The organism is Pandoraea terrigena, from assembly GCF_902459705.1.
GTDB classification, from domain to species: domain Bacteria; phylum Pseudomonadota; class Gammaproteobacteria; order Burkholderiales; family Burkholderiaceae; genus Pandoraea; species Pandoraea terrigena.
In genome coordinates this window covers 82,153-107,041 of the sequence record NZ_CABPRU010000006.1, presented here as the reverse complement: position 1 = coordinate 107,041, position 24,889 = coordinate 82,153, and the positions used below count along the sequence as shown (strand labels likewise).

At 62.3% G+C, this 24,889-nt stretch carries 23 protein-coding genes and 1 tRNA gene; 22 read left to right on the top strand and 2 right to left on the bottom strand.

From position 1 onward, the window contains the following. Window positions 1-114: 114 nt before the first annotated feature. The 4 genes from PTE31013_RS14305 to PTE31013_RS14290 all read left to right on the top strand — a co-directional run bounded on the left by PTE31013_RS14305 (window position 115) and on the right by PTE31013_RS14290 (window position 4,100). Complete coding sequence (locus PTE31013_RS14305; protein ID WP_150613463.1) at window positions 115-732, top strand: septal ring lytic transglycosylase RlpA family protein; 618 nt, start codon at window positions 115-117, stop codon at window positions 730-732. Between the two features lie 447 nt (window positions 733-1,179). Beyond that, a complete protein-coding gene (locus PTE31013_RS14300) occupies window positions 1,180-2,166 on the top strand; it encodes an ABC transporter substrate-binding protein (protein WP_150613462.1) in 987 nt (328 codons plus the stop codon). 231 nt (window positions 2,167-2,397) lie between these two features. Further along, window positions 2,398-3,303, top strand: coding sequence for an ABC transporter permease (locus PTE31013_RS14295; protein ID WP_150613461.1), 906 nt, complete (start codon window positions 2,398-2,400; stop codon window positions 3,301-3,303). Window positions 3,304-3,305: 2 nt separating this feature from the next. Continuing rightward, window positions 3,306-4,100, top strand: coding sequence for an ABC transporter ATP-binding protein (locus tag PTE31013_RS14290; RefSeq protein ID WP_150613460.1), 795 nt, complete (start codon window positions 3,306-3,308; stop codon window positions 4,098-4,100). 133 nt (window positions 4,101-4,233) lie between these two features. On the opposite strand, the gene rsmI is transcribed toward PTE31013_RS14290, so the two are convergent. After that, on the bottom strand, window positions 4,234-5,118 hold the full coding sequence (rsmI, locus tag PTE31013_RS14285) for a 16S rRNA (cytidine(1402)-2'-O)-methyltransferase (RefSeq protein ID WP_150613459.1): 885 nt from the start codon (window positions 5,116-5,118) through the stop codon (window positions 4,234-4,236). A gap of 32 nt (window positions 5,119-5,150) precedes the next feature. Between rsmI and PTE31013_RS14280 the strand changes: the two genes are divergently transcribed. The 18 genes from PTE31013_RS14280 to PTE31013_RS14195 all read left to right on the top strand — a co-directional run bounded on the left by PTE31013_RS14280 (window position 5,151) and on the right by PTE31013_RS14195 (window position 22,790). Further along, entirely contained in the window at window positions 5,151-5,567 is a 417-nt protein-coding gene (locus tag PTE31013_RS14280) for a YraN family protein (RefSeq protein WP_246174565.1), read from the top strand. Between the two features lie 145 nt (window positions 5,568-5,712). Continuing rightward, the gene (locus tag PTE31013_RS14275; protein ID WP_150613458.1) at window positions 5,713-6,300 is read left to right on the top strand and encodes a phosphoheptose isomerase; all 588 of its coding nucleotides are present in this window, start codon (window positions 5,713-5,715) and stop codon (window positions 6,298-6,300) included. Window positions 6,301-6,418: 118 nt separating this feature from the next. Further along, a complete protein-coding gene (locus PTE31013_RS14270; protein ID WP_150613457.1) occupies window positions 6,419-7,186 on the top strand; it encodes a BON domain-containing protein in 768 nt (255 codons plus the stop codon). A gap of 566 nt (window positions 7,187-7,752) precedes the next feature. Next, window positions 7,753-8,313 (top strand): sugar transferase, encoded by a 561-nt coding sequence (locus PTE31013_RS14265; RefSeq protein WP_150613456.1) that lies wholly within the window; start codon window positions 7,753-7,755, stop codon window positions 8,311-8,313. A 79-nt stretch (window positions 8,314-8,392) separates the two neighbouring features. Beyond that, on the top strand, window positions 8,393-10,276 hold the full coding sequence (locus tag PTE31013_RS14260) for a polysaccharide biosynthesis protein (RefSeq protein WP_246174562.1): 1,884 nt from the start codon (window positions 8,393-8,395) through the stop codon (window positions 10,274-10,276). 74 nt (window positions 10,277-10,350) lie between these two features. Then, window positions 10,351-11,634 (top strand): FCSD flavin-binding domain-containing protein, encoded by a 1,284-nt coding sequence (locus PTE31013_RS14255; protein ID WP_150613575.1) that lies wholly within the window; start codon window positions 10,351-10,353, stop codon window positions 11,632-11,634. A gap of 328 nt (window positions 11,635-11,962) precedes the next feature. Continuing rightward, a complete protein-coding gene (locus tag PTE31013_RS14250) occupies window positions 11,963-13,597 on the top strand; it encodes a ShlB/FhaC/HecB family hemolysin secretion/activation protein (RefSeq protein WP_246174558.1) in 1,635 nt (544 codons plus the stop codon). Window positions 13,598-13,989: 392 nt separating this feature from the next. Continuing rightward, entirely contained in the window at window positions 13,990-14,337 is a 348-nt protein-coding gene (locus PTE31013_RS14245; RefSeq protein WP_150613453.1) for an ArsR/SmtB family transcription factor, read from the top strand. Between the two features lie 157 nt (window positions 14,338-14,494). Continuing rightward, window positions 14,495-15,862 carry a sulfite dehydrogenase gene (gene soxC / locus PTE31013_RS14240; RefSeq protein WP_150613452.1) on the top strand — a complete coding sequence of 456 codons (1,368 nt, stop codon included), beginning with the start codon at window positions 14,495-14,497 and terminating at the stop codon, window positions 15,860-15,862. Then, window positions 15,846-17,081 (top strand): c-type cytochrome, encoded by a 1,236-nt coding sequence (locus PTE31013_RS14235; RefSeq protein ID WP_246174557.1) that lies wholly within the window; start codon window positions 15,846-15,848, stop codon window positions 17,079-17,081. Before soxC ends, PTE31013_RS14235 begins: the two co-directional genes overlap by 17 nt. Window positions 17,082-17,164: 83 nt before the next feature. Then, window positions 17,165-17,494, top strand: coding sequence for a c-type cytochrome (locus PTE31013_RS14230; RefSeq protein WP_017233577.1), 330 nt, complete (start codon window positions 17,165-17,167; stop codon window positions 17,492-17,494). A 134-nt stretch (window positions 17,495-17,628) separates the two neighbouring features. Then, window positions 17,629-18,096, top strand: a complete 468-nt coding sequence (gene soxY / locus PTE31013_RS14225; RefSeq protein WP_150590227.1) for a thiosulfate oxidation carrier protein SoxY — start codon at window positions 17,629-17,631, stop codon at window positions 18,094-18,096. A 31-nt stretch (window positions 18,097-18,127) separates the two neighbouring features. After that, complete coding sequence (soxZ, locus tag PTE31013_RS14220) at window positions 18,128-18,439, top strand: thiosulfate oxidation carrier complex protein SoxZ (protein ID WP_150590228.1); 312 nt, start codon at window positions 18,128-18,130, stop codon at window positions 18,437-18,439. A gap of 255 nt (window positions 18,440-18,694) precedes the next feature. Next, entirely contained in the window at window positions 18,695-19,480 is a 786-nt protein-coding gene (gene soxA / locus PTE31013_RS14215) for a sulfur oxidation c-type cytochrome SoxA (protein ID WP_246174584.1), read from the top strand. 19 nt (window positions 19,481-19,499) lie between these two features. Continuing rightward, window positions 19,500-20,150, top strand: a complete 651-nt coding sequence (gene soxX, locus PTE31013_RS14210; protein ID WP_150613450.1) for a sulfur oxidation c-type cytochrome SoxX — start codon at window positions 19,500-19,502, stop codon at window positions 20,148-20,150. A gap of 76 nt (window positions 20,151-20,226) precedes the next feature. After that, window positions 20,227-20,757, top strand: coding sequence for a TlpA family protein disulfide reductase (locus PTE31013_RS14205; protein ID WP_425495567.1), 531 nt, complete (start codon window positions 20,227-20,229; stop codon window positions 20,755-20,757). A 145-nt stretch (window positions 20,758-20,902) separates the two neighbouring features. Continuing rightward, window positions 20,903-22,612, top strand: a complete 1,710-nt coding sequence (gene soxB, locus PTE31013_RS14200; RefSeq protein WP_150613449.1) for a thiosulfohydrolase SoxB — start codon at window positions 20,903-20,905, stop codon at window positions 22,610-22,612. A 102-nt stretch (window positions 22,613-22,714) separates the two neighbouring features. Next, window positions 22,715-22,790 (top strand) — tRNA-Ala (locus PTE31013_RS14195). Between the two features lie 399 nt (window positions 22,791-23,189). On the opposite strand, the gene PTE31013_RS14190 is transcribed toward PTE31013_RS14195, so the two are convergent. Continuing rightward, on the bottom strand, window positions 23,190-24,689 hold the full coding sequence (locus PTE31013_RS14190; protein WP_150613448.1) for a hypothetical protein: 1,500 nt from the start codon (window positions 24,687-24,689) through the stop codon (window positions 23,190-23,192). Between the last annotated feature and the right edge of the window lie 200 nt (window positions 24,690-24,889).

Below are 24,889 nucleotides of genomic sequence, written 5' to 3'. Positions count from 1 at the left end.
GGATCGATTCGAGGTCACCGATCAATTCAGCACAATGACGATTCAGCCGGTCTCGGCGCGTAAGTGAACGCTCGCTGATGGGTTGCATTTGGCGTCGTGTTAAACTTGCGCGCTATGCGAACACGCGAGATCCTCACACGGTTCGCGGTCGGCTGCGCCATCGCCCTGACGTTGACAGCCTGCACAACGCCGCTCGAACCCCTCAGCCACACGGCTGCCGCCGCTTCGGCGACAGACGCGCGCGCCCGCGCGCGCGAAGCCAACGCGCCGGTCGGGTCGAGCTTCGATCTGCAGTGGCCCGGCAAGGCGTATCGCACCGAAGGCCTCAGTCCCAGCGAACCCGATGCGCAGGAACGTGACGGCGAAGCGCACTTGCGCGCTGACGCCGGCACGTTTTACCAGACCGGCATGGCGTCCTGGTACGGCAAGCGGTTTCACGGGCGTCGCACGGCCACCGGTGAATCGTTCGACATGAACGAGCCGACCGCTGCGCATCCGACGTTGCCGTTAGGCAGCTTCGCGCTCGTGCGCAACGTCGCCAATAACAAGACCGTCGTCGTCAAAATCAACGATCGCGGTCCCTACGCACGCAATCGCATCATTGATCTCTCCTACGCCGCGGCCAAGCAGCTCAACTTCATTCGCGCCGGGCATGCCAAGGTGGAAATCCGCCGCCTCTCCCGCACCGAAGTCGCCGCCCTCGGCTTGGACGACAGCAAGAACGCCCCCTGACCCGATCCGACGCGTGGTGCGTTGCGGTGCGTGGTTCCCCCAAAAGCCAATTCTGAAATCACGTGGACGCCTTCCTGCATGGCAGGAATCGGTTTGCGCGGTTGTTGTGCAAAAGAGCACATGCCTTCAGAAATTTGGCGCATTATTCCGATTTTCGATGAATTGAACTGGCTGAAGACGGCGCATTAATATGCGCACATTGGATTCCAAGCGAACAGATCGACTATTTTTTTTCCGATCGACGCATCAATCTGCCAGTTTTTCCGCGCACTTCGATATTCCACGGGCCTTCCGGGCGGTTGCGTTGGCAACCGTTGTTCGCTGCGGGGGATGTGGGTAGACTGTGCCCCACGCGCCGGTGCACGATTTGTGTGCATCCGAGTGAGGCCCGGCGAGACACGGGCTCAGCGCACCTATCAAAGAAAGAGCATTCCTGGAGGAGTTTTAATGTCGACGATGGGCAAATTCGCCAAGCGCACCGTGTTGTGCGCAGTGGCCGCAACGTTGTTGGGCGCGACCGGCGCGGCATTCGCGCAGGGGACGAAATCGGTGGCAGTGTTGGCAATCGTGGAGCACCCGGCGCTGGACGCCATCCGCGATGGCGCACGCGACGAACTCAAGGCGGAAGGCTACGAGGTCGGCAAGAACCTCAAGTGGGAATATCAGAGCGCACAGGGCAATGTCGGTACGGCCGCGCAGATCGCGCGCAAGTTCGTGGGCGACCAGCCGGACGTGATCATCGGCATTGCCACGCCGACCGCGCAGGCCGTGGCGGCTGCGACCAAGTCCGTGCCGCTGGTCTACTCGGCCGTGACCGATCCGGTTGCGGCGCAACTGGTCAAGAACTGGGCGCCCTCGGGCACCAACGTGACCGGCGTGTCCGACAAGCTGCCGCTGGACAAGCAGATCGCGCTGATCAAGCGTGTCGTACCGCACGCCAAGCGCGTCGGCATGGTGTACAACCCGGGTGAAGCGAACTCGGTCGTGGTCGTCAACGAATTGAAGAAGTTGCTGCCGGCGGCCGGACTGACGCTGGTCGAAGCCGCTGCGCCGCGCACCGTCGACATCAGCTCGGCGGCCAGCAGCCTGGTCGGCAAGGTCGATGTGATCTACACGAACACGGACAACAACGTCGTGTCGGCTTACGAATCGCTGGTGAAGGTGGCCAACGACCGCAAGATCCCGCTGGTGGCGTCGGATACCGATAGCGTGAAGCGCGGCGCCATCGCGGCACTGGGTGTGAATTACTACGACCTGGGCCGTCAGACCGGCAAGGTGGTCGGTCGCATCCTGAAGGGCGAGAAGCCGGGGGCGATTGCCTCGCAGACCAGCTCGAACCTGGAACTGTTCGTCAACACGGCGGCGGCGGCCAAGCAAGGCGTGACCCTGTCGGACGATCTGGTGAAGGAAGCCAAGACGGTCATCAAGCAGTAAAGCGTGCGCAAGCGCGATGAGACGGGGTGATACCCGCCGCATCGCGGCGCGACAGGGCGGCGCCCGGACACGATCTGTCCCCGCCGCTCTTTTCCTATCGAATGGGCGGGACGGCTCCCCCCGACGGCGGTCGCGCAACGACCGGCGATGCCGCGAACCGGCCGACATCGGCCGTGTGAGCGCTGATGCCGAGACCCGGCATGGGCCGTCTTGCGCAGTGGAATGACGATAATGTCTCTTTTTTCTATGATGGGCGCCCTGGAGATCGGTCTGATCTTCAGCCTCGTGGCGCTCGGGGTGCTGATTTCCTTCCGCATCCTCAATTTCCCCGATCTGACCGTCGACGGCAGCTTCGCTCTGGGTGGCGCGGTGGCCGCGACGCTGATCGCCGGCGGCACCAATCCGTTCGCCGCGACTTTGGCGGCGATGGCGGCGGGTGCGCTGGCGGGCTTCATCACCGGCTGGCTCAATGTGCGTCTGAAGATCATGGATCTGCTCGCCAGTATCCTGATGATGATCGCGCTCTACTCCGTGAACCTTCGTGTGATGGGAGCACCGAACGTGCCGCTGATCACGTCGCCGACCGTCTTCACAATGCTCCTGCCGGAAAACGTGTCCTGGTTGCCGGACTACGTGACGCGCCCGTTGCTGCTGTTGGCCGTGGTCGCCGTGGTGAAGCTCGGGCTGGACTACTTCTTCCTGTCGCAGCAGGGTCTCGCGATGCGCTCGACGGGCGCGAATTCGCGCATGGCACGGGCGCAGGGCGTGAACACGGGCCACGAGATCCTGGCGGGCATGGCGCTCTCGAATGCGCTGGTGGCGCTTGCGGGCGCGTTGTTCGCGCAGTCGCAGGGCGGCGCGGACATCTCGATGGGGATCGGTACCATCGTGATCGGCCTGGCGGCGGTCATCATTGGCGAGACGATCCTGCCGGCACGACGTCTTGTTCTCACGACGCTGGCGGTGGTTGTCGGTGCGGTGCTTTACCGCTTCTTCATCGCACTGGCGCTCAACAGCGATTTCATCGGTCTGAAGGCGCAGGATCTGAACTTGGTGACGGCCGTGCTCGTGGCGGTGGCGTTGGTACTGCCGGCAACGCGCCGCAAGCTGTTCCCCCGCAAGAACGGAGGTGCCTGATCATGTTGAGCGCAAAAGATCTCAAGATCACTTTCAACCCGGGCACGCCGATCGAGAATCGCGCGCTGCGCGGCATGTCGCTGGACATCCCGACGGGCCAGTTCGTCACGGTGATCGGTTCGAACGGTGCGGGCAAATCCACGTTTCTGAATGCCATCAGCGGTGACCTGCCGGTCGATTCGGGGACGATTTCCATCGACGGCAACAACGTCACGAAGAAGACGGCATGGCAGCGCGCGAGTCAGGTGGCGCGGGTGTTCCAGGATCCGATGGCCGGCACATGCGAGGCGTTGACGATCGAGGAAAACATGGCGTTGGCGGTCAAGCGCGGCGAGCGGCGGGGCTTCCGGTTTGCGCTGAATCGTGGGCTGCGCGAGCGGTTCCGCGAGAAGCTGAGCCTGCTCAACCTTGGGCTGGAAAACCGGCTCGCGGACCGTATCGGGCTGCTCTCCGGGGGTCAGCGTCAGGCGGTGAGTCTGTTGATGGCGTCGTTGCAGCCGTCGCGGATCTTGCTGCTCGACGAGCATACGGCGGCGCTCGATCCGAAGACGGCGGCGTTTGTGCTGGAGCTGACGGCCCGTATCGTGCAAGAGAGCAAGCTGACGGCGATGATGGTCACGCACAGCATGCGTCAGGCACTGGACTACGGCGATCGCACGGTGATGCTGCACCAGGGCAAGGTCGTGCTGGACGTGTCGGGCGACGAACGCAAGGGCCTGGACGTTCCTGATCTGCTGCAGATGTTCGAGCGCACCCGCGGCGAACAGCTCGACGATGATGCGCTGCTGTTGAGCTGACCGGTTGGGATGCAAGAAAACAAGCCCGCTTCGGCGGGCTTGTTTTTTGATCTGCGCTTGGGCGAAAGGAACCACCGTTGTCAGACACGTCCGATTTCCGACACGCCCCAATCACGCTTGCCGCACGAGGCGATCAAGCGTTCTTGAGGGCCAGCGCCCGCTCGTAAAGTGCATTCTTGGGCGCGCCGGTAATCGCCGCGGCGAGCTTCGCGGCACTTTTCGTGGGCAGTTCGGCCACCAGCAATGCGAGGATGCGCTGTGCTTCGGCGTCGACGCCGTCGTCGCTTGTGCTCGCTTCTGCGCCCGACACCGCCAGCACGAATTCGCCGCGCTGACGGTTCGCGTCCGCCTTCAGCCAGGCAACGCCCTCGCTCAGCGCACATTCGTGGATGTCCTCGAAGCGCTTGGTCAACTCGCGTCCGATCAACAGTCGGCGTGCGCCGCCCAACCCTTCGGCCAGCGCCGCGACCGTCTCCACGATCCGATGTGGCGCCTCGTAGAACACCTGCGCCGACGTCGAGCCCGCGAGCGCGGCAATCGCCTGGGCGCGTTGCTGCGCCTTCGACGGCAGGAAACCCACGAACGTGAACGCCTCCACCCAGGCCCCAGCCACCGAGAGCAGCGTAATCACTGCGCTCGCTCCTGGGATCGGCACCACGCCGAGTCCCGCCGCTCGCACCGCATCGACCAGCCGCGCGCCAGGATCCGAGATGCCCGGGGTGCCCGCGTCCGAAATATAGGCAATGCGCTCGCCGCCCCGCAGACGCTCGACCAGGCGCGTCGCCGCTTCGTTTTCGTTGTGCTGGTGGGCCGCAATCAACGGCTTGTCGATGCCATACCGCTGCAGCAACTGCGCGCTGTTGCGCGTATCTTCACAGGCGATGGCGTCGACCATGCCAAGGATATGAAGCGCCCGCACCGTGATATCGGCGGTGTTGCCCAACGGCGTGGCAACAATGTAAAGCGTGCCCGCCGGGTAATGCTGGCCCTCGGCCAGCGACATCAGGCGCTCATCCATGGCAACGGACTCCCGCAAATGACATCGTCGCCTTGCAGGTCGCACAGGCGTTGGCAACACCGGCAGCGCCGGCAACGGTAAACATCGGAACAACCATGTCGAATCAGTTAGGAGAATCGTTCGAGGGCCACGCCCAGACGCTGCTGGAGCGGCGCGGCTGGCGGCTCGTCGCGCGCAATTATCGGTGCCGCGGCGGCGAAATCGACCTCATTATGCGGGATTGCGTCGGCGTGCTGGTATTCGTCGAGGTGCGCGCCCGCGCACGCAGCGACTTCGGCGGGGCCGCCGAAAGCATTACGCGCGCCAAGCGACGCCGCCTGGCCCTGGCCGCGCGACACTATCTGCTGCGGCGTCCGGCGGGGCGCTGTCGCTTCGACGTGGTGACGTTCGACGGGCGTCCGCCCGTGGCACGCTGGCTGCCCGATGCCTTCCGTGCCGATGATCTCTGACGGAACCCGCGCCCGCCGGCCCTGTTACACTTGCGAACGCGCCGTTTTCAAGACTGACGGCCTTTGAACGCCGGCCAATGCAGGTGAGTGCCCTCGTGGCGCCGATGCAAGGCCGGCCGCTTTTGCGACACCCTGGCAAACGACCATGTCGATCGAACGAATTCAGCAACACTTCACGGATAGCGTCGAGACCAAGCTGGCCGCGCGCGACACCCTGCCCGAATATATCGCCGCCGCCGCGGACGTCATGTTCGAAGCGCTGTCCAACGGCAACAAGATCCTCGCTTGCGGCAACGGTGGCTCGGCCGCCGACTGCCAGCACTTCGCCGCCGAGCTCGTCGGCCGCTTCGAGCGCGAGCGCCCTGAATTGCCGGCTATCGCGCTGACCACGGACTCGTCGATCCTGACGGCCGTCGGCAACGACTACAACTTCGACGCCATCTTCTCGAAACAGGTGCGTGCGCTCGGGCACGAGGGCGATGTCCTGCTCGCCATTACCACGTCCGGCAATTCCAGCAACGTGCTCACCGCCATCGAAGCGGCGCACGAGCGCGGCATGCACGTGATCGCGCTCACCGGCAAGGGAGGCGGCAAGGTCAATGCGGCGCTGGGTGAGCTGGACGTGCATATCTGCGTGCCGGCCGATCGCACCGCGCGCATTCAGGAAGTTCACCTGCTCACGATTCACTGCCTGTGCGACCTGGTCGACGCGATGCTGTTCGGCGAAGCGTGAACCTATTGGCGTCATCAGGCGTCAAGAGCATGACGGGCACTGTGTCGCGGGGGCGGGCGGTGCCGGCTGGGCGCGGCGGGGGCCGTCCCGTTCGATCATCCAACAAGGAGAATGCCCGATGAATTTCCAACGCGTGGTCAAGCCGCTCGCCGCGGCAGCGTTGATCGTTGCAACCCTGGCCGGTTGCGCCCCCATCATTCTCGGCGGCGCCGCGACCGGCGCACTTGTCGCCACCGACCGCCGTTCCGTCGGCGCGCAGACGGAAGACCGTGAAATCCAGGTCAAGTCCGAAGCCAACATCGCGAATAACCTGCCGGACGCCGCGCACGTCAACGTGACGGTCTTCAACCGTCGCGTGTTGCTCACCGGGGAAGTCCCCAACGACGCCAGCAAGCAGCGCGCCGTCGAGATCGTCAAGCAGATCAGCAACGTGCGCGGCATTGTCGACGAACTCGCCATCGGACCGGCCAGCTCCTTCGGCTCGCGCTCGAACGACGCGTGGATTACCAGCAAGGTCAAGGCCAACCTGATCAACACGAAGGAAATCTCGGCCAACGTCTTCAAGGTCGTCACCGAGCGTGGCGACGTGTATCTGCTAGGCCTCGTCTCCGAAGAGGAAGGGCGCATCGCGGCCAACGTGACCAGCCGTATCGACGGCGTGCAGAAGGTCATCAAGCTATACGAATACATCAAGCCAGACGAGGCACAGCGCCTGTCGACGGAAGCTGCGAAGAACCCGGCCCCGGTGACAGACGAGTCGAGCGCCGCGACCGTCACGACCACGCCGATCGACGCGGACACGGTCACGGCCAAGCCGCTGTCCTCGCCCGCGCCGATCAGCGACGCACCGATCAAGCCCGGTCCGTCGAATCGCACGGGTAACTAATGGCGAGACGATCCCATCGAGCGCTACGGCTGGCAATGAGCAACGGATAACGGACTGGGTTTTCCCAGGCTTTTGCGTATTTCGCCGCGCAAGCGGCAGTGTGATCAACGCGAAGGGCGTTCGACGCTCTGTTGCTCGTTGCCCGTCATTTGGACTCATGCGGGGGCAAAGGCGGCTATCATAGAGTCTTTCAACATTGTGGTTTCGCAAACGAAGTGAAAGGGTCTCACATGGTTTCGGCCATTCGTTGCGGCGATCAATGCGTAAATCCGAACAATTAGAAAATGATAGTCAGCTTTCTGGTGATCGGCGCAAGCGGGGGGGTGATCGACTGGCGTTCGTGCGTTTTGTCAAAGTAGACGGCGAACGCACACGCTATGTTGGGAATCGGTTCGCCACAGTCCACGATGGCGTGCGGGCGATGGTCGCTGCCTGATGCAATTCACAAGGTTGAGATAACGCGACGGCCGATGGCCCGACTATCGACCACGCAATTATTATTTGAGAACTTCGCTCCTTATCGTCCCCCGAACGTAATCAAGGATAAGCAGAAGTCCTAGAACTCTATGAAACGCGCATTCGATTTTTTCGTGGCACTGCTCGCTGGACTGGTCCTTCTGGTGCCTATCGCCATCGTCGCCGTAATGGTGCGCGCAACTTCACGCGGGCCAGCGCTCTACTGGTCAGATCGTGTTGGGCGAGACAATCGGATCTTCCGCATGCCAAAATTCAGATCGATGCGAGTCGATACGCCAGCCGTGGCGACCCATTTGTTGGCGGACCCGGCGTCGTGTCTTACTCCCATTGGCGGCATGCTACGCCGAACCAGCCTCGACGAACTGCCGCAGATCTGGAGCATTGTATGCGGTGACATGAGCTTGGTTGGGCCGCGCCCGGCCCTTTTCAATCAAGACGATCTAATTGAATTGCGCACGCGGTATGGTGTGCATGAACTTCGCCCGGGGCTAACGGGATGGGCACAGATCAACGGGAGAGATGAGCTTCCAATACCAGTGAAGGTCGAGTTCGACGTGCAATATCTGAAGCGCCGCAGCTTTCTGTTTGATATCAAAATTCTGGTCGCGACGTTCGTCAAAGTTCTGTGCCGGGATGGCGTGTCCCATTAATTCGCGGTGGAGGTGCCAGGAAGTGCTGAAATTTGTCACTAATTTGCCGCGGACTGCCAAAAGTTTGGTCCTGGTGTGCATGGATGCATTGCTGCTCCCGTTCGCCCTTTGGGCTGCAATCGGATTACGCCTGGATGTCTGGCGTTTCCCGCAGATCTACTCTTGGTGGGTTTATCCGATTGTTTCGATCGTTGCTATTCCGATCTTCGTCCGCCTTGGTCTCTATCGGGCAGTGATTCGATATATTGAAGCGCGGGCGATGACGATGGTGGTGGTCGCTGTCACGGTCGCAGTCTGCCTGTTCGCCGCAGTCCTCGTGTTTCTCACGCTGCCCCCGGTGCCGCGTGGCGCGATGTTGATCTATTGGATGATGGCGACGTTATTCATCGGCGGTAGCCGCTTCCTTGCGCGTGCCGTGTTGCAAAAGACGGCGTCGTCGAACCTGAAGCACGATCGCCAGTCCGTCGTCATTTACGGCGCCGGAAGTTCAGGGCGCCAATTGGCCGTCGCGTTGCGCGCAGGTCGCGATTTTCAGCCCGTCGCTTTCGTCGATGACTCGACGGCCCTCCAAGGGATGCAAATCGTGGGCTTGAAAACATATGCGCCAGACGATTTGCCGCGCCTGGTGGAGCGTTTTGCAATCCGACAAGTTCTGCTCGCGATTCCATCTGCCGGCCGTTCACGCCGTTTGCAGATTATCAATCAACTCGAACCGTTAAAGGTCGAGGTGCGCGTCATACCGGGAATGTCGGATCTGGTCGACGGCGTTGTGAAGGCAGAAGACATCCGGGAAGTCGAAATTGATGACTTGCTCGGACGCGAAATCGTCCCGCCCCAGCAGGATTTGCTGAAAGCCAACATCTTAGGCAAACATGTCATGGTGACGGGGGCCGGTGGTTCCATCGGTTCCGAGTTGTGCCGTCAAATCGTGTTGGGACGTCCCGCCACGCTGGTTCTCTATGAGCAATCCGAGTTCGCGCTGTATTCGATCGAGCAGGAACTGGAGGCGATCATTACCAATAAGCGCCTCGGTGTGCGCCTTATGTCCGTGCTGGGATCGGTTCGCGACGAGGCGCGCCTGTGCGACGTAATGATGTCTTGTGGGATTCAGACGGTGTATCACGCAGCAGCCTACAAACACGTGCCCATCGTCGAGTTCAACATGACCGAAGGCATTCTGAACAATGTCTTCGGCACGCTGGCCACGGCGCGTGCGGCTATCGCGTCGGAAGTCGAAATCATGGTGCTTATCTCGACGGACAAGGCGGTCCGGCCCACGAATATCATGGGGGCAAGCAAACGTTTCGCGGAGTTGGTACTGCAAGCCTATGCCAATGACCCCGCGGTGCAGACGCGTTTTTGCATGGTGCGTTTCGGGAACGTGCTGGGATCGTCGGGTTCGGTTGTGCCGCTGTTTCGCAAGCAGATTCTTGGTGGCGGACCAGTAACAGTGACTCATCCCGATATCACTCGATATTTCATGACGATCCCCGAAGCTTCCCAACTCGTTATCCAGGCGGGCGCGATGAGTCAAGGCGGGGAGGTGTTCGTGCTAAACATGGGTGAGCCCGTAAAGATTTCTGATCTCGCCCGGCGCATGATTCACCTGAGCGGTTTTTCAGTGAAAGACGATGTGTCGCCTGATGGCGATATCGAAATCCGATTCTCGGGTCTCCGTCCTGGAGAAAAACTTTACGAAGAACTGCTGATTGGGGACGATGTTGCCGGAACGCGTCATCCGAAGATCATGATGGCGACGGAGCACTTTTTTGCGCGCGACAAGCTCTCGCTGATCATTACGCGACTGTTCGAGGCTTGCGAGAAGAACAACCATGACGAGATTGTGCTGATCCTTCACGAGTGCGTTTCTGGATTTCGAATGGTCAACGAAATTCGGGATCACCTCTACGGCTTGAATGCCTCGCAACTTCGGAGCGCAGGCGGGGCCGCAACCATCCACTAATTTGCATTGCGTGGCGCCGATGTCTCGATGACATCGCGCCCACCTTTGCCTTCGCAGGGGATGTCCACACGATGATGCGCCGTCGCGATGTTTTGCTCGGTGCCTTGGCCGCGACTTCGTGCCTTGGCGCGGGCGGGGCGATTGCCGGAACTAACGCCTTACGCAAAGCGCACGTGGTTGTCGTTGGCGGAGGATTCGGCGGGGCGACAGCGGCGAAGTATCTACGCATGTTGTCGAGCAATAGACTGCGAGTTACGCTCGTTGAACCGCGTCAGTCGTTCGTTAGCCTGCCGCTTTCGAATTTGGTGGTGGGGGGCAATCGCCGAGTCGCCGATCTGACAGTTGCTTATGAAGCGCTGACACGCCGGCATGGCGTGGAATGGCGTCGCAGTCGCGTGCAATCGTTCGATGCCGCGCGCCGCTCTGTTCACTTGGACGACGGCACGGCGCTGACCTATGACCGGCTGGTAATGTCGCCGGGCATCTCGCTCGACCGCGGGGCGATCGCCGGACTGGGTACGAAGGATTTGCGCGACAGCTTGCCGGTCGGATGGACTGACGCGACGGAGGCCGCAAAGATTCACGCCGCGCTGGCCGCGATGCCGGACGGCGGCGTATTCGCCATGACGATTCCAGAGGCGCCACTTCGATGTCCGCCAGCACCATACGAACGGGCCACGCAGGCGGCCCATTGGCTCCGCGTTCACAATCCTCGCGCCAAAGTGCTCGTCTTTGACGCAAACGCTGACATTCTTTCTGAGGCGAATCAATTCAGAAGCCTTTGGGCGTCGCGCTTCGGCGATTCGCTTGAGTACCACCCGCAATTCAATTGCACGGAAGTCGTTCGCAACGCAGGGAAGTATGAGGCCCGCTTCGAGCTGGGTGAGACGGTGACAGCCGATGTACTCAACGTCATTCCCCCGATGTCCGCGGCTGATATTGTGGTGCGGGGAGGGCTCGCCACGGCGAATGGCCGGTGGTGCGATGTCGATTTCCTGACGTTCGCCTCGAAAGTCGTACCACGCGTTCACGTGTTGGGCGACGCCATTCAGATCGCGCCGCAGATGCCGAAGTCGGGGCAAATGGCCAATCAGCACGCCAAAGTTTGCGCAGCGGCGATAGTGGCGGACCTGGCCGGCCGCCCGGTCAATCCAGAGCCGGTGTGCTTCAATCTGTGCTTCAGTTTCGTCTCGAATGACGAGGCAATGCATATCGCGGGTGAACATCGCTACGACCCGGTGCAACGAACCATGCTGCCAGTGTTGGCGAAGTCGGATGTCTCGATTCGGCCGACTCGAGACGATTTCGCACGCGGAATGGCATGGGCGCAAGGTATCTGGGCCGACATGCTGGCGTGACGCGGATTTCGGCGGCATTCGCGCGCGTCGAAGCGCGTTTGGAGGAGAGTCTCTAAGCGGCGCAACGACCGTGCCGCCGTCGCGCGTGATCGCGTTGTTGTGTGGCCGCCGCATCTCTGCAGATTCCCCCGTTGACGGGGCCTCACGCCTCTCGGTTACACTGGCCGCACGAAAAAATAAGCATTCAAGGGGCATAGGGATGGCGCATCGCCAGGGAGGAGCCCGTCTTGCGCCACGCATCGCGCGTGGGAATTCCGTCAAGTCGACTCAAAGCCGCAGGGCCGTACAAGTCATCACTTTATCGTTTTGCACCATCGGTCTGCTAAGCATGCAGGACGCCTGGGCCGACGGCAGCCCGGTGCGGGGCGATCCGTTGCAAAGCATTCCGAAGATCGAGGTGCCCAAGGCGCCGGCCGCCACCTTTCGCATTCAACCACCGACGCAGGAAGACGCGCTCAAGTCGCTGCTCGCGCGCAAGATCACCCCGAAGCGTTTCGGTATCGAAGGCGTCAAGTCGCTGCCGTTCGCCGACGTGGCCGGGGTCTTCGCACCGTTGGCCGGCAAGGAAGTGACCATTGGCGATCTGGTCGAGAAGGCCAATCAGGTCACGAAGATGTACCAGGATGCGGGCTACCTCCTGTCCTTCGCCTTTGTTCCGGCGCAGGATTTCAACGACGGCTTCGTGCGCGTGACGGTCGTCGAAGGCTATATCTCGAGCACGAAAATCACTGGCAAGCCCGGTCCGTCGGAACAGCGGTTGCGCGACATCGCCGCGCACATCGAGGCAGAGCGCCCGCTCAAGCGCGCCACCTTCGAGCGTTACCTGAACCTGCTCACGCTCGCGCCCGGCATGAAGATCAAGGCCGACGTGCAGCCGCCCACGCAGACCGACGGCGCGACCGAACTCTCGCTCGACGTCACGCGTCAGCCCGTGGCGCTGGGCACGTCGCTCACCTATAACAATCCGGGTATTCGCGGCGTGTTCACGGTGACGAGCAACGCGCTCACCCCGCTCGGCGAACAAATCCAGCTCACGGCCATCGCCCCGAAGGGCCATAACGACGAAGAGTTCTATGCGGCGTCGTACATCCAGCCGCTGGGCTCGAAGGGTCTGCAGGCGCGCGTGGATGCGTCCCACTATCGCGGGCAGCCGGACGATCAGGCCCTCGCCGGCCTGACGCGACACCTCGATACCAAGCGTGTCGCCGTGAGCGTGTCATACCCGATCCTGCTGAACAACCAGCGCAACCTGACAGTCAGCGGCGGCATGTACGGCGTGAATTCGCGCGACCGCTACGAAGTGCCGAATTCGCCGAACCACATCAATTCGCAGACGAATGTGCGCGCCGCGCAGGTGCAGCTCTCGTACAACGAGGTCACCGATAAGCAGACCCGCAGTGCCACGCTGGGGGTGTTCAAGGGCTTTTCCGGCATGGGCGCGAGCCAGTCGTACACGACGCAGCCGGCGGGCGTCGCGCAAGTGCTGGGTCCCTACGACCTCGGCTTCTGGCGCTTCACGTTCGATGGCAAGCAGGGGCTCGTGCTGCCATGGGAATTCGGTGTCGTGGTCTCCGCGGGCGCGCAGTACAGCGGCAACACGCTGCCGACGTCCGAACAGGCGACATTCGGCGGCCAGCGCTTCGGTCTCGGTTATCCGGCAGGCGAAATCGCCGGGGACAAAGGCTGGGGGGCGTCGATCGAGCTGAATCGGATGTTCCGCACCGACTTCCGTTTCCTCAAGACCATCCAGCCGTACCTGATGCTCGATACGGCGCGCGTCTATCTGAGCTCGGGGCAGTTGTTCCACAATCAGCTCGCCTCCGTGGGCCTGGGCGTACGGATATCCGACAGCAAGTACTACTCGCTCGACCTCTCGGTCGCCAAGCCGATGGCCGACGCCCCGACCAACTCGCCAAGCCGTCCGCTGCGGTTCAACGCGAACTGGTCGTATCAATTCGAGTGAGACGGGATGGCGATTCGTCGCCGCCCGCTCACCGCCAAGGGACGCAATCCGCAAAATGTGGTTCTCTCGCGTGACGTCCCCGGCCACTTTCTTATCGGGTTTTTCCCTGATGCGGCAACCCACCGGGTCGTCACGCGTGCCGCCGCGCCTGACGGCGAGCACGGCGTGGCGCGTCGCGCAATCGCATATGGAGTGGTGCGCTATATTCGCGTGTATACACGGCAACGGATCTGATCGTCGCGAAATGCGCGCCCTCCGCGACGATGCATCGGCCTCCGGCGTGTTGCAGTGCAGCTTGCTTCCGCCGCCCATTGTTTTGATTATCTGTATATGCGTCATTGGGCATATACGAATCTCCCTGTGCCAGCGCACGAACTCAAAGACTGACCGTCATGGAAGAACTCGATCGCGTATTCGAAAAGGTGTCGCATTACTTCAGCCTGCTCTCCGAGCCGACCCGGTTGCGGATTCTGCATGCGCTGTGCGGCGGCGAACGTTCGGTGAGCGAGGTGGTGACGCAGGTGGGGTCGTCGCAGACAAACGTATCGCGGCATCTCGGGGCGATGTATCAGGCGGGCGTGTTGGCGCGCCGTCGCGACGGGAACCAGGTGTATTACGCGATCGCGGATTCCGGGGTGGTCGAGATTTGCCGCGCGGTGTGCGTGCAGGTCGCCGGCCGAATCGAGGAAGAGGCCCTGCCGGAGCGTGCCGTCGATGGCTTCATGCCACGCGTCAACTGACACACGCCGCAGGCCGTGGCAACACCGTAGCACCGCAGCAGGGCAATACCCGTAGGTCAGTGCGGCAACCAGACCGCACATATCGATTCGAACGCAAGCGGTAAGCCGTCCGTGTCCTCGTGACGCTGGCGGACGCCACAAAACGCGAGGAGACAGGGTGAGCAAGACCAGCGATAGCGCATCGCGAGCCGGCCGTTTGCGCCAGGCTCCGGAGAACTTCGTCGACAGCACGCTCGCCGACGACATTGCCCGTGATGGGTTGAGTCCCACCCGACGCAGCTTCCTGCAGCGCAGCTTCCTGGCCGCCGGCGCCGCGCTCGCGGGCGGTGCGGCTTTTGCCGCCGACGCGCCCAAGGCTGCCGGGGATCCGATGATTCTCGAGCCGCGTCCGTGGGCTACGTCGCTCGGCCAGCCGGTGGCGGCGCGTCCGTACGGCATGCCGTCGAAATTCGAAGCGAACCTGCAACGGCGCCAGTCGCCGGGACTGACGCAGACGGCACAGGCATCCGTCGCCTTCACCCCGTTGCAGGGCCTGTTCGGCATCATCACGCCCAGCGGCCTGCACTTCGAGCGCCATCACCAGGGCTGGCAGGAGATCGATCCGACGCAGCACCGCCTGATGGTGCACGGTCTCGTGCACGAAGCGAAGGTGTACACGATGGACGACATCATGCGCCTGCCGTCCGTGTCGCGCATGCATTTCATCGAATGCGGGGCGAACACCGGCATGGAATGGGGCAATGCGGCCGTGCCGACCGTCCAGTACACGCATGGCATGCTGTCGTGCTGCGAGTTCACGGGGGTGCCGCTGTCAGTGTTGCTCGACGACGTGGGTGCCGACACCAAGCGCGGCCAGTACGTGCTCGCCGAGGGCGGCGACGGCTCCGGCATGACCCGCACGATCTCGATGGAGGCGGCGCTCTCCGATGTGCTGGTCGCCTGGGGCATGAACGGCGAAATGCTGCGTCCCGAGAATGGTTATCCGCTGCGACTGGTCGTGCCCGGCGTACAGGGCGTGTCGTGGGTGAAATGGCTGCGCCGCATCAAGGTCGGCGACGCGCCATGGAACACGAAGGACGAAACGAGCCATTACGTCGACTTGATGCCGGACGGCCAGCATCGCCAGTACACGTCGATCCAGGAGTGCAAGTCGGTCATCACGTCGCCCTCTGGCGGACAGGCGTTGCTCGATCGCGGTTATTTCAACGTGACCGGCCTTGCGTGGTCGGGCCGGGGCCGTATCAAACGGGTCGACGTGTCGGCCGATGGCGGTAAAACGTGGCGCGCGGCGCGACTCGAATCGCCCGTGCTGCCGAAGTGCCTCACGCGCTTCAACTTCGACTGGCAATGGGACGGCTCGCCGGCACTGCTGCAAAGCCGGGCCGTGGACGAGACGGGTTTCGTGCAGCCGCGTTATCGGCAGTTGCGCGCAGTGCGCGGCACGAAGTCGATCTATCACAACAACGCGATCCAGACGTGGCAAGTGGCGACGAACGGGGAGGTGACCAATGTCCACGTCGATTGAACGCAAGTTGCAGTCCCCCATGCGCCGACGTGTCCAATCGGCGGTGATTGCCGGACTCTGGGCGGCGGCACTGGCGCTCGCGGGCCTGACCGTCGCGGCTTGGCTCTCGGCCCCGGCGCAGGCAGCACCGGCCAATGCGTCCGGCAGCGCAAAGGCGGCGTCGCCAGCACGGATCCAGACACCCATCAAGGCGCCGCCCGGCATCGGACGCGACGCCACGCCGGCCGAACTGAGCGCGTGGGACATCGATGTGCGTCCGGACTTCAAGGGGTTGCCCAAGGGGCAGGGGTCCGTCGCCGACGGCCAGAAGGTGTACGACGCACGCTGCGCGTCGTGTCACGGCACGTTCGGCGAGAGCAACGAGGTGTTCAATCCGCTGGTGGGCGGCACCACGGCAGACGACATCAAGACGGGGCACGTGGCATCGCTGCGCGCAAACAATCAGCCGGTGCGCGCCACACTCATGAAGGTCGACACGATCTCGACGATCTGGGATTACATCCGTCGCGCGATGCCGTGGAACGCGCCCCGTTCGCTGAAGCCCGACGAGGTATACGCGGTCACCGCCTATATCCTGAATCTCGGGGAGATCGTGCCGTCGGACTTCGTCCTGTCCGACAAGAACATCGGCGACGTGCAGAAACTGATGCCCAATCGCAACGGGATGACGCGTGCGCATGGCATGTGGCGCGTGGGCGACACACCGGATACTCATAACAAGGCGTGTATGCAGGATTGTCCTGAGGCTGGTATCGTGACGTCCGCACTCCCTGCGTACGCCCGCGACGCACATGGAGATCTGGCCGCGCAGAACCGGATCATCGGTCCGGTGCGCGGTGTCGATACGAAGCTGCCGCCGCTGTCGGGCACTGCTGCGCAAAACGCGTCGGTGCGCAAGACGGCGGCCCTCGCCACGCTCGGCATGGCGAGTCTGGACGCGCCGGCCCAACCCGCCGCCGCGACGTCATCGGCAGCAACGCTTGCGGACAAGAACGGTTGTCTGGCCTGTCACGGTGTGACCGACAAAAAGATCGGGCCCGCCTTCTCGGAGGTCGCCGCCAAGTATCATGGGCAGCCGGATGCGGCTGAAAAACTGGTGGCGAAGATACGTGCCGGAGGCGCCGGCAACTGGGGCAGCATGCCGATGCCGCCGCAGTCGCAGGTCGCCGAGACCGATGTCCGTACGATGGTCGACTGGATTCTCCGTGGTGCACATTGAGCGGGCAGGGTGTCCGACGGACGCGCCGAGGGTCTCGAGCCGCCGCAGGATCCCCGTCCCCTACACAAATCGAAGGAGATACGATGAAGAAGATGCTGATCGCCGCGGCCATGCTGGCCGGCACCTCGCTGGCGCATGCCGGTGTCGATGTCGCAGCGGCGACCAAGCTCGCGGGTGCCAATGCCTGTATGGGTTGCCACGCCGTCGACAAGAAGCTGGTGGGCCCGGCTTATCAGGAAGTGGCTGCCAAGTACAAGGGTGACAAGGACGCGGTCGCCAAGCTGGTCAAGAAAGTGAAGGGTGGCGGTTCGGGCGTCTGGGGTCCGATCCCGATGCCGGCGCACCCGAACCTGTCGGATGCCGACGCCAAGATCCTCGTTGAGTGGGTTCTGGCCGGCGCCCCGGCGAAGTAACACCCGGGGCAGGGGGCTCGCCGGCAGGGCGCCGTCAGTAAAGGTGGCCGGTCAGGCGAGCGAACGGCGGCCGGTGCGTGGGGTGCATTCGCACACTTCGTACCGGCGGCCCTCAGAGAAGGAAACACATAGAGATGAACCAACAGCGACGCGACATGCTGCGGTTTTCCGCGGTAATGGGACTGGCGGTAGCCGCCGGGCTGATCAAGCCCGAAGAGGCGCGCGCGGCAGAGGCGCATTGGAACAAGGCGGCGTTCTCGACCCGAAGCGTGGCCGACACGGTCAAGGCCCTGGGCGGCACGGGCACCAGTCCGAGCGATCTGGTCGTGCTGACCGCGCCTGACATCGCCGAGAACGGCGCGGTCGTGCCGGTGGCGGTGGCGAGCAAGGCGCCGAATACGCAGATGATCGCGATTCTGATCGAGAAGAATCCGAACACGCTTGCGGCGTCGTTCCAGATTCCCGACGGTACCGAACCGGCGGTGACCACGCGCGTGAAGATGGGCCAGACCTCGAAGGTCTACGCGCTCGTCAAGGCGGACAACAAGTACCTCGTGGCCGAGAAGGAAATCAAGGTCACGCTGGGCGGCTGCGGCGGTTAAGCGACGCATCGTAGAACAGAGGAGCCACAACATGGGTAATCCGATGCGCATTCGCGCAACCGAGGCCGGCGGTGTCGTCGAGGTCAAGGTGCTGATGAGTCACATCATGGAAACCGGCCAGCGCAAGGACGCTTCCGGTAATATCGTCCCGGCACACTTCATCCAGAACGTCACGGTGACTTGCAACGGGAAGACGGTCCTGTCGGCCGAGTGGGGCCCGGCGGTCTCGAAGGATCCGTTCATGTCATTCAAGTTCAAGGGCGCCAAGAAGGGCGACAAGGTCACGGTGATGTGGGTCGACAACAAGGGCGATTCACGGACCGACGAGGCGACCATCGCCTGACGGGCGAATGCCGGCAGACGTGGGGCGGCGGGTCATCGACGCTGCCGCGCGAATCCGGCCGGGTGGGACGGCGTGATGTTGCATCCGCGCCGCGCAGTGTGCCAACACGAGCGCTCCCGGGGAATTCCCCGTTGCGCGGACCAACCCCACGAAGAGGAGATCGAGATGAACGAGGCGCAACATAGCGCACGGGCAAGCCAACGAATGAGCACGGCAGGACACGCGGCGTGGCTGCGGCGGACCGTGCTCGGCGGCATGCTCGTCATCGCGGGCGTCAGTGCCCCCGCATTCGCTGCGGAAAGCTCGACGGCGGACGCCATCGCGCAATACCGCCAGATGCTCGCCGACGGCAATCCGGCAGAATTGGTCGAGATGCGCGGCGAGGAACTCTGGAAGACGCCGCGCGGCCCGAACCACGTGTCGCTCGCGCAATGCGACCTGGGGCTCGGCGCGGGCGTCGTCAAGGATGCCTACGCGCAACTGCCGCGTTATTTCCCCGACACAAAGCGCGTGCTCGATGCCGAGTCGCGCATCGTCGAGTGCATGGTGCATCTGCAGGGCTTCAAGCGCGCGGACGTCATCAAGCAACCGTTCTCCAAGCAAGGGCAGGATCCAACCGATCTCGAATCGCTCACCGCCTATGTCGCGGGTCAGTCGCGTGGCGCCGTCATTCACGTGTCGCAGGCGCGCAAGGAAGAGAAGGATGCCTACGCGCGTGGTCAGAAGATCTTCTATTACCGCGCCGGTCCGTACGATTTTTCATGTGCGTCGTGCCACGGGGCGGACGACAAGCGAATCCGTCTGCAGGATCTGCCGAACCTGACCAAGCCTGCTGCGGCGCGGCAGGCCTTTGCGACGTGGCCGGGCTATCGCGTGTCGCAAGGTGCGCTGCGCACGATGCAGTGGCGGATGAACGACTGCTTCCGCCAACAGCGCATGCCTGTGCTGAATTACGGCTCGCAGGCGTCCATTGACCTGATTACCTTCCTCGGCGTGATGGCCAACGGCGGCAAGATGGACGCCCCTGGCCTGAAGCGCTGACCGATTACGAGGCACACCCATGAAATCATTCGCATTGCGCGCGACGGGCGTCGCGCTGGCAGCGGCCGGGGCACTCGTCGTCGGCATGGCCTTTGCGCAGGACGAGAGCCCAAAGATGGTGACTGGCACGACCGATGCCGCCGTCGTGCAGGAGTTGCGCGATTCGTTCCGCGCGTCGGGCATCGCGCAGCTCGACCGCATCGACCAGAGCGAGCTGCAGAAGCTGTGCACGCAGTACGCGACCAAGCCGATGCCGGAGAGGGTGGCCGAGCGTCTGCAAAAAGCCGAGATGGCGAAGGTCAAGGCGCCGGCTGACGGCCAATACCTGGGCGACTGGAAGGAGGGCGAGAAGGTTGCCCAGAACGGCCGTGGCCTGCAGTTCACCGACAAGGCCGATACCGTCAACGGTGGCAACTGCTACGCGTGCCACCAGTTGACCAAGAGCGAGATCTCGTTCGGCAACATCGGTCCGTCGCTGTATCACTACGGCAAGCTGCGGGGTGATTCAGCCGAGGTGGTCAAGTACACGTGGGCGAAGGTCTACGACTCGCACAGCTATGCGGCTTGCTCGAACATGCCGCGTTTCGGTGCGGCGGGCATCCTGACGGAAAAGCAGTTGAAGGACGTCATGGCGCTGCTGCTCGACCCGGCTTCGCCTGTGAATCAGTAACGCCATCGCCGTTCCGGCAGGTGACCGGAGATCTCTCCGATCGATGGTCGCCGCTGGCTTCCGGAGTGCCGCAAGCATGAAACCCCTGAGCTTTTCGATCCATCACGTCGGCGCGTGTACGCGCCGACGCGTATTGGCTGCTGTGCTGGGCGCGGGGGTTATGGCCGCGGCGTGGCCCGCACAGGCGTTGGAGGTGGGCGATACCGTCATGCTGCCGTCGCTCACGCTGCTCGATGGCAAGACGCTGCCTGCGAGCGCGTTCAAGGACCGTACGGTCATCGTCGAGTACTGGGCATCGTGGTGTCCGTTCTGCGCGCAGCAGAATCCACATGTACAGAAGCTTTACGAGGCGACACGCGGCAAGCCGATCCAGATTGTCACGCTGTCCATCGACAAGCAGCCGCAGGAAGCCATCGACTACCTCAAGACGCATGGCTACACGTTTCCGGCAGGGATGGAGAGCGATGCGTGGCGGACGGCGTTGGGCAAGCGTCGTGGGTTGCCGGAGTTGTATGTGATCGGCCGCAACGGAAAAGTGTTGCGAAAAGAAGTTGGCGAGATGTTTGGCGAGGACGTGGCGGCGCTCGCGGACTACGCGGGAAAGTGACAAAGCGATCTCGCAATTGCGAGACAGGAATCATGCCGTGCGCTGGTCACGGCGGACGCAAGACCCGTGTCGCGCGACGGTATCGCTGTGCCATGGATAACGATAAAGGCGGTGCGTCGCAAGATGCGTGTGCCACGGAGACGAAATGAATCGACGCGAATTCATGCAGGTGTTGGCGGTGGCGGCGGCCGGCGGAATGGCGCTGTCGCATCACGAGACGGCTGCGGCCACGTCGGCGTCGTTGTTCTACGATCTGCCGAGGTTCGGCAATGTGCATTTGCTGCACTTCACCGACTGCCATGCGCAGTTGCTGCCGATGTATTTCCGCGAGCCGAGTGTCAATCTGGGGATTGGCGGCCAGGCCGACAAACCGCCCCATCTGGTGGGCGAGGCATTTTTGAAGGCATACGGTCTGCGTCCCGGCACGCCTGACGCGTACGCGTTCACATATCTCGACTTTGCCGCGGCGGCGCGCACCTACGGCAAGGTGGGCGGGTTTGCGCATCTTGCGACGCTAGTCAAGCGCATGAAGGCATCGCGTCCGGGCGCGTTGCTGCTGGACGGCGGCGACACGTGGCAGGGGTCCGGCACGTCGATGTGGACGAAGGGCCAGGACATGGTCGATGCCACGCTGGCGCTTGGTGTTGACGTGATGACGGCGCACTGGGAATTCACGTACGGGGCGGATCGCGTGAAGTCCGTCGTCGAGGAGCAGCTCAAGGGCAAGATCGACTTCGTCGCGCAGAACGTGCAGACGAACGACTTCGGCGACCCGGTCTTCGCGCCGTACACGATGAAGACGATGAACGGGGTGCCGGTGGCGATCATTGGGCAGGCGTTTCCGTATACGCCGATCGCGAATCCGCGGTACTTCGTGCCGGACTGGACGTTTGGCATACAGGAAGCGCGTTTGCAGGCAATGGTCGACGAGGTGCGCGGCCAGGGGGCGCAGGTCGTGGTCGTGTTGTCGCACAACGGGATGGACGTGGACTTGAAGTTGGCATCGCGGGTGCGGGGCATCGACGCGATTCTGGGCGGTCATACGCACGACGGGGTGCCGAAGCCTGTCATTGTGGAAAACGCTGGCGGCAAGACGCTTGTGACGAACGCCGGGTCGAACGGCAAGTTCCTGGCGGTGCTGGACTTCGACGTGAAGGGCGGCAAGCCGGTGGACTTCCGTTACAAGTTGCTGCCGGTGTTCTCCAATTTGCTCCCGGCCGACGCGCCGATGCAGGCACTCATCGAGCGCGTGCGTGCACCGTTTGCGGCGAAGCTGGCGGAACCGCTGGCGGTGACGGAGGGCGTGTTGTATCGGCGGGGCAACTTCAACGGAACGTTCGATCAGTTACTGCTCGATGCGGTGATGGCGGAAAAGGATGCGGAAATCGGGTTCTCGCCGGGTTTCCGCTGGGGGACGTCGTTACTGCCGGGCGCGACGATCACGATGGAGCAGCTGCTCGATCAGACGGCCGTCACCTACCCGTACACGACGCTTACACCGATGACGGGCGAGACGATCAAGACGGTGCTCGAGGATGTGGCCGACAACCTGTTCAATCCCGATCCGTACTACCAGCAGGGTGGGGACATGGTGCGCGTGGGGGGGATGGATTACACGATCGACCCGACGGCGCCAATGGGGCAGCGGATTACGGAAATGCGGCTGAACGGCAAGCTGATCGACGCGGGCAAGACGTACAAGGTAGCCGGTTGGGCGCCGGTGGCCGAAGGGGCGCAGGGCGAGCCGGTATGGGACGTGGTGGCGCGATATCTCCGAGCCCAGAAAACGGTAGTCGCGAAAGCGCCGAAAGTCCCGTCCATCAGGGGGATGAAGGGGAATCTGGGGGCGGCTTGAGGACGGAAATGCCTGACAGACGCCGAAAATCCAACAAATCCCGAGCGTTTTTGTCGGCTGTTCGCCGGTATCCCAAAAACCGCTATAATTGGCACCTCGTGTGGGGCGGTAGCTCAGCTGGGAGAGCGTCGCGTTCGCAATGCGAAGGTCGGGAGTTCGATCCTCCTCCGCTCCACCAACATCTAGTAGATGAGCCACGATGAGAGGCACCATGCCTCAGATTCGCTGCGCTCGGAGCCGTTGTGTTCGGCTCAATAAATCCCATACGTTACTGACATTGGCCGATGTCCGATGTTTCGCTCGCTGTGTCCTGACCAAGATTGACGCGGCTCTCTGACGCGTCTGTCGGTGTGCATGTCATCACGAGCCTGAGTTGACCCGCCAGAATAGCTTCTGGCAGGTCCCGTGCGACTCACGCTCGGCCCTGTAAGCCGGGACACGGTGCCAAACCAAGACGGGTTTATCCACCGGCATAGGCGCGGTGCTCGACCGCCAAAGGTGCCGCACAAATCATCGACAACAATGACGCCTGAACGGCCCCTTTCTGTTGGGCCGGCTGCGTAACGCCCGGAGGGCGTTAGCTTGGCAGCACCGCGCGCTGGCTGGTACGTCGATCACGCCACCGTGCCACGCATCCCGCATTGCTCACGAGCGCTTGCACGGTCGCGAGGAACGCCAGTGCCGCAAAGTTCATGGCAAGCGGAATCAGGTTTTGGCGCGGCGTCAACCCGAACTGGGCGGCCAGACTGGCTGTGTAGACCCCGATGAATGCCATGATGAATGAATTCTCTGTCATCCATCCCGCAAGGCGTTCAGTGGCGAGCACGGCCAGGCCCAGCAGGAAACACCCAGCGAACACAATCCATAAGGCGCCACTCAGATAGAAGAATCCAATTGGCCCCGGGAGCGTAGCGAACTGGAATTGCTTGGGATCCATATCCTTGTAGTGGGCTGCGGAAATCGACTGATATTCACTGATCGTGTTGAGCTGTCGCTGTTCCATCATCAGCCGGCCAAATGTTTTCAGGCTTCTGTCGTCGTAAGCGACGGCAGTCATGACGCCTTCTGCGCCAACCCAGCGATCAACGGCCAATTGTGAAAATGTTACCGCCGCCCTTAGCAGGAAACCACGCGACTTCATCTCTGCAATGATGGCCCTTGCAGCCGGATTGCCGCCCGATTCTCCCCCCTCATCCCGAGCAATCTCGGGCCGGCTCGTGTACGCGAATTCGCGTTGGAGGTTGACGGCGGTCGCCGTCACAAACGTCCCCACTGCCGCAACGGCGACGAACGCAAGGGCGGCGCGGTGACCGAACAGACGGCGCCCCGAGAAGTGCATATAAGCCAGCACGAGGCATACAGGCAACAGATGAAAGACGTAACTGGCACGACTGAGAATTGAGACGCCGACAATGAAGCCTTCCAATATCACAATGACGACGCCAAGCTTCACATTGCTGCGGCTCAATACGCTGAGATACATCAGTGTCGCGACGCCGAGGGCGAAGCCGGTTGACATGAGCCAACTCACCAGCGCATTACCCGGATACGGCAGGACGGTATCGGGCGGCAGGCCCACGCGTAAGATATTCAGGTCGGCATTTATCACTCCCAAGCCGAGAATGGCGAGCAACGACAATAGCCATGCCCACTTGAGCGCCGAGGGCAACCAAGGCTTCGCACGCGGCCGCACTGTGCTCTCCGGCACAGCCACGTATAAGTGCGACGCTACGAGGAAGGCGAGGGCGAAGCCCATCATCCCAATGGAGGAGATGTGCAGAAGCGCCGAAAATTGAGGTGGAAGGAATTTGAATTTCCCAAGCGGCTCGACATACGGATAGCCGACGATAAAGTGACAGGAAATTTTCAGCCAAATGCCCAGCCACACGAACAAGGCCAAGACACCCGTGCCGTAGGACCGAGATTTGAATATCCCGATGTCGAGCATCAAGGCCGCACTGAGCGTAAAGAAAAAGAAATCGACAGCGTTGCCACCATAAATGCCAACAGCCACTAATCCCACCACCGCGTGCAGTCCCCAAAGCACTGCACGGCCTCCACCTACCATACGCTTCATGATCACAATTTTCCCGTTTGGATCGACGATGACGTCAGACTTCCCGTGAACCGTTGTCCGGTAAGCGCCGAACCCAAAAATAACATTCGCTTACCGCATACCGTGTTGTGTACTGCGTGCCTTATTATTAAATGCCTTCACCGATTCTCCGCAGAGCACAGCCTGCAGCGAACGCATTGCAACCCGGAAATCAATGGAAA